This is a genomic window from Fuerstiella marisgermanici (assembly GCF_001983935.1).
In the GTDB taxonomy this organism is placed as follows: domain Bacteria; phylum Planctomycetota; class Planctomycetia; order Planctomycetales; family Planctomycetaceae; genus Fuerstiella; species Fuerstiella marisgermanici.
In genome coordinates this window covers 298,401-303,130 of record NZ_CP017641.1, presented here as the reverse complement: position 1 = coordinate 303,130, position 4,730 = coordinate 298,401, and the positions used below count along the sequence as shown (strand labels likewise).

Here is a 4,730-nt window from a genome sequence, read left to right as displayed (position 1 = left end):
GTTGCGTCCTTGAAGACCTTCTTGATCAAAACAATGTTTGAATCTGACAGGCAGTCACCTGATTGACCCCAATGCACCAGAACTTTTGGCGATCGGAGGCCGCGAGTAGCGTAGATACCCGCAGCAGCAGACGAAATTATATGTACAATTGAACAGTTTTTGACAGCACGCAGCTCTGCACAAAGCGCAGATTGGCGCACCAATATGGACGGGCATTATCCCGTAACCGAACACCGCAAAGTCCAGCAAAAAAATTAGAAATTGAAATTTCCGTGTTAGATCACAGGCGTTCACGATCACTGCCCGTCAATTTGCCACAGACGGCACGGCGCCGTGACGTCGCTCGTGAGTCGCAGCGCAGACCAAATGGCGACGCAGCAATTGGATGCAGAAACGCGTTTCTGCAGTGTGTTCGGCCACTCGCGCGTGCCGCTGCTGCAGGTGACGCATGAACAGCAGGGGCCAGATGACATGATTGCCCCTGAGCAACCAACAGAAACACCTTAGGCAGGCGTCCGAATACCCCACTGCACACCAGTCAGGAACAGATCAAGGCGACTTGCGGCGCACGCTCAGCACTCAAGCGCGTGGCGGGAAAGAATGCCGCCGTCGCATGGCGTTTTCGGGATCAAAAACGCGTTCCGAACCGCGCGTAGCTCTGTATTGTCAGGGCTAATAGTTCGGAGATGTGCTTACCAGCTGACGGGCGTTGGTCTCGGTTGTTCGAATGTGAACCGTGGCCAAAGCCCAGCGACTAAACCAACACTAAATGTTGACTGCCACTAACCTGCCTTCTTCAGGCTGGCTGGCTGATCGCCTTTGACTCTGAGCTGTTCGTAAACTCGCACGACCGCCGACGCGGGAATCGCGTAGCTGGTGATGCGTGCTGCGCGAGCGATGTTCAGGCCGACCGCTCGGCCAGAAATGTCGAACAACGGACCGCCGCACTGACGCGGATACAAGTCGGTGTCGTGCTGAATCGCTTCCGGAAATCCTGAATTGTGAGTGCTGGCAAAACGGCCGTAGTTCTTCGGATCCTGGTACCGTTCCAGCATCGCCTGCCTGTCATCGATGAATTTCGGCGTTAAGACGATTTCGAGTGTCTTGATCTCGTCGTTTCGATCGATTCGCAGTGTGATTTTGCTGTACGGTGGCATCGACTTCACTTTTCTCATCATGTCTTCACTCGTACGGACCGTGACTCCATCGATTGACAGTACCTGATCACCTTCCAACACGCCGTACCGCTTGGCCGCTCCGCCTGCGAATACGTTTGAAATTCCCACTGCCGTTTTGTTGCCGTACTCGTCCCAGACTTGCTTCAACTGCACTCCCAGAAAACCTTTTGTCGATGTCGGCAGCTTGCGGCTGGCGACACTGATCACACCTGGCAACAAAGGTGCCCCGCGAGAATCCGTTGTGATCACAATTCGGCCTGGCTTGACCTCGGATCGCAGGTTCCAGCTGACCGGCGTCAGTCCCCGCTGGTTCACTTTGATCAGCATCAGGTCGTATGCAAAGTCAGTCGCCACTTCGACAAACTTCACACTGCGGCCATCAGGAAGGATGCAGTCGCAACGCTTCACGTTTTCAATTTCACTGGCCTTCGTCATGATGTAACCATCGCTACTCATGATCGTGCCCAGCGTCAGAGTTTCTCCATAGCGACGGATCTCGACGACACTCTGGCTCGATTCCCGCAAAGACGGTTCAAAGCGAGCCAGCTCTTCAGGTGCACGTTTTTCGTATGGGCCGACAGTTCGCAATGATGTGAGTTGGTTCGTCAGTTCGCGGATCCGTTCGTGATCGTCGCTGTCCACTTCGACTTCACGAGTCTCTGAACGCCTGCGGTCTCGGCCATCAGGTTTTGCGCCCGTCGTGAGTGACAACGACGTTTCGCGGCCGTTGCGATCGACCAGCAATGTGGTCTGCTGATGCGATGCGAGGTGTTCCAGCAGGTTGCTCAACCCAAGCGGGTCAGCGAACTGTTGGTCCGCCACTTTCAAGAGAATGTCGCCGGAACGCAGTCCAGCCTTGTCGGCCGGGCTGTTGCGAACCACTCGCGAAACCTCCGGCGTGAAACTTCGCCAACGCAAATGAACGCCCATAAAATCGGTCTCGGCAAGGTCGTTGTCATGAGCGACCAAGCGGCCCCAGCTTTCGCCGTTTTCCATGCGGTCGCCATCACGACGAAAGCAATCGATGGCCACATGGCGATTTTCTACAATCACCTCTGTGATCATGCTGTGAATGCCGATCAGCTTGCCGGACATATCGAACAGCGGCCCGCCAGAATCACCGAGCACGATCGCGCAGTCGGAAACTACCGTCCGATGGCCGACAGAAAGAACTCGCCCCAGCCGAACGGGAGCCGGACGTTCCAGGTTGAAGCCGCCGGGATGGCCAAGCGCGAAACACCAATCGCCGCGACTAAGCTTGTCGGATTCACCAAGGTCAACAAACGGAAATTCCTCACCGTTGCGAGGCGACTCAGTGATCTTCAACATGGCCGCGTCGTCGGAACGATTCATCCCGAGTAACTTTGCCTGATATCGACTGCCGTCCGGGAACACCACTTTCAGCCGTGGGTTGGGACGATTGCGGCGATGAGTATCCACGACGTGCGACGCGGTCAACACAATGCCATCGCCGGAGACCACGATGCCGCTACCCGCACCGAATCCATCTTCCACCGACACCAGCGCGGGACTTACCTTTTCAAGAGCGGCGTCCAGCTTTTGTTGCCGGGCGGTCAGGGAGGCCAGGTCGGCGGAGGCGGAGCCTGTGAGCATCCCGGCGAAACACAGAACGGTCAGGAACGTTTGTTTCATTTTGAGCGCCTGATATGGTGATGGAACCGTCTCAATGCAGGTCTGTGCGAACAGCCACGCGAATTGCGGCAGGTTCTCAATTGTAGATGGAGTTAAGATTCTACGACCGACGGGACGCAAATTTCCAGTTGAAGTCCATCGGATTCACATCCCGTCGATCTTCTTTTTAGACGCGAGCCATCAAGGCTTCTCACGAAATCGCCGTACTTCGTCACTTCTCACCACAGCAGAGTTCAACTTTCATGATTCGATTCCTGCTTAGTTTTATGTTGCCCGCCTGCAGCTTTGTCGTATTCCATTTGTCGCCAGCAGCCGCTCAAACCAACGACACGACAACAGCTCTTTCCGCCGTCACCGACTCGCTTATGCAGTCTATCGTTGACCGGCGAGAAGCGTCGTGGCAGATTGCTCAGAAGATCTGGGTGACTGCGGAACCTGGTTACCAGGAAACTTTTTCGTCCGCGCTTCTGGCTGACACATTGCAGGCGGCCGGACTTAAGGTAACTCACAAAGTGGCCGACATCCCGACGGCCTTCACAGCAGAATTCGGTGCGGGCAAACCCGTAATCGGAATTCTGGGAGAATTCGACGCGCTGCCTGGGCTAAGTCAAACGGCGGCGCCCGAACGAGTCGCTCGCGATGACGCCAACCGCTACGGCCACGGTTGCGGGCACCATTTGTTTGGCACCGCGTCGGCGTCAGCAACCATCGCAATTGCGGAGCAGATTAAAGCAGGCAAACTTCCCGGCACTGTCCGGTTCTATGGCTGCCCGGCCGAAGAAGGGGGCAGTGCAAAAGTGTTTCTGGTGCAGGCCGGCATGTTCGACGATTGCGACGCTGTGCTGCATTGGCATCCGTCCAGCCGTAACGCCGCCGGCGATAAAAGCAGCCTTGCTCGGATGGCGGTCAAGTTCCGTTTTCGTGGCCAGGCCGCTCATGCAGCTGGAGCTCCCGAACAGGGCCGATCTGCACTCGACGCTGTGGAACTCACCAATCACGCGACTCAATTACTGCGAGAACACACGCCGCAAACAACGCGAATTCATCACGTCATCACCGCTGGCGGCGAAGCGCCAAACGTCGTACCGGCTTTCGCCGAAGTTTATTATTACATTCGTCACCCCGAAGCCGACATTCTGCGACCGCTATACAAGCGACTGGAACTGTGCGCGAAAGCAGGCGCGCTGGCCACAGAAACGGATTTGGAAATCGGCTTCGAAGGTGGCATTCGCGAAATCCTGCCGAACCAGACTCTGTCACGAATCGTCGCAAAAAATCTGAAGCAGCTGAATGACCTGTCGTACACCGAAGACGATCTGAAGTTTGTTGTGCGCATGCGAGATGCACTTCCGAAACCCAAGCCGCTGGAATCGATTGCGGAAGTGGAAGACGTGAGCGGCACCGTGGGAATGGGTTCCACAGACGTCGGCGATGTGTCATGGGTGGTGCCAACCACAGGCTTCAACACGGCCTGCTGGGTGCCTGGTACTCCGGGCCATTCCTGGCAAGCGGTTGCCTGCGGAGGGCATCGGATTGCAGAGCAGGGCATGCACCTTGCGGCTCGCACTCTGGCTCTCACCGCAGCAGAACTATTCACCAACCCTGGCGTTTTGCAGCAGGCTGCGGCAGAGTTGAAGGAGCGTCGCGGCGACACCACCTATCGATCGCTGATGCAACCCGGCCAGAAGCCGCCGCTGAATTACCGTCGCCCCAGCACCGCTGCGTCGTCCGAAGAATAGTTTACACGCAGAAGATTGCAGGAATAGTTGCAGTTGACGTTGGGCGTTTCCGGGGAAGCCGATTCGGCGAAATCCGCGGACTGACGTGTGCCCAACGCGTTAGCCGCGTTCGCAGGGCAGATGTCCTTATCATGCGGGATGCGGTAATAAGAGATTGCAT

2 protein-coding genes are annotated in these 4,730 nt (G+C 56.3%); one reads left to right on the top strand and one right to left on the bottom strand.

Features of this window, described 5'->3' with window-relative positions; all coding sequences use genetic code 11:
- Positions 1-782: 782 nt before the first annotated feature.
- A complete protein-coding gene (locus Fuma_RS01070; RefSeq protein ID WP_145943881.1) occupies positions 783-2,831 on the bottom strand; it encodes a S1C family serine protease in 2,049 nt (682 codons plus the stop codon).
- A 242-nt stretch (positions 2,832-3,073) separates the two neighbouring features.
- On the opposite strand from Fuma_RS01070, the gene Fuma_RS01065 reads away from it, so the two are divergent.
- On the top strand, positions 3,074-4,570 hold the full coding sequence (locus tag Fuma_RS01065) for an amidohydrolase (protein WP_229360817.1): 1,497 nt from the start codon (positions 3,074-3,076) through the stop codon (positions 4,568-4,570).
- Positions 4,571-4,730: the final 160 nt, after the last annotated feature.

Bases quoted from the DNA above. Each gene is read 5' to 3' on its own strand.
- Fuma_RS01070 (WP_145943881.1), bottom strand. From the start codon at position 2,831: ATGAAACAAACGTTCCTGACCGTTCTGTGTTTCGCCGGGATGCTCACA.
- Fuma_RS01065 (WP_229360817.1), top strand. From the start codon at position 3,074: ATGATTCGATTCCTGCTTAGTTTTATGTTGCCCGCCTGCAGCTTTGTC.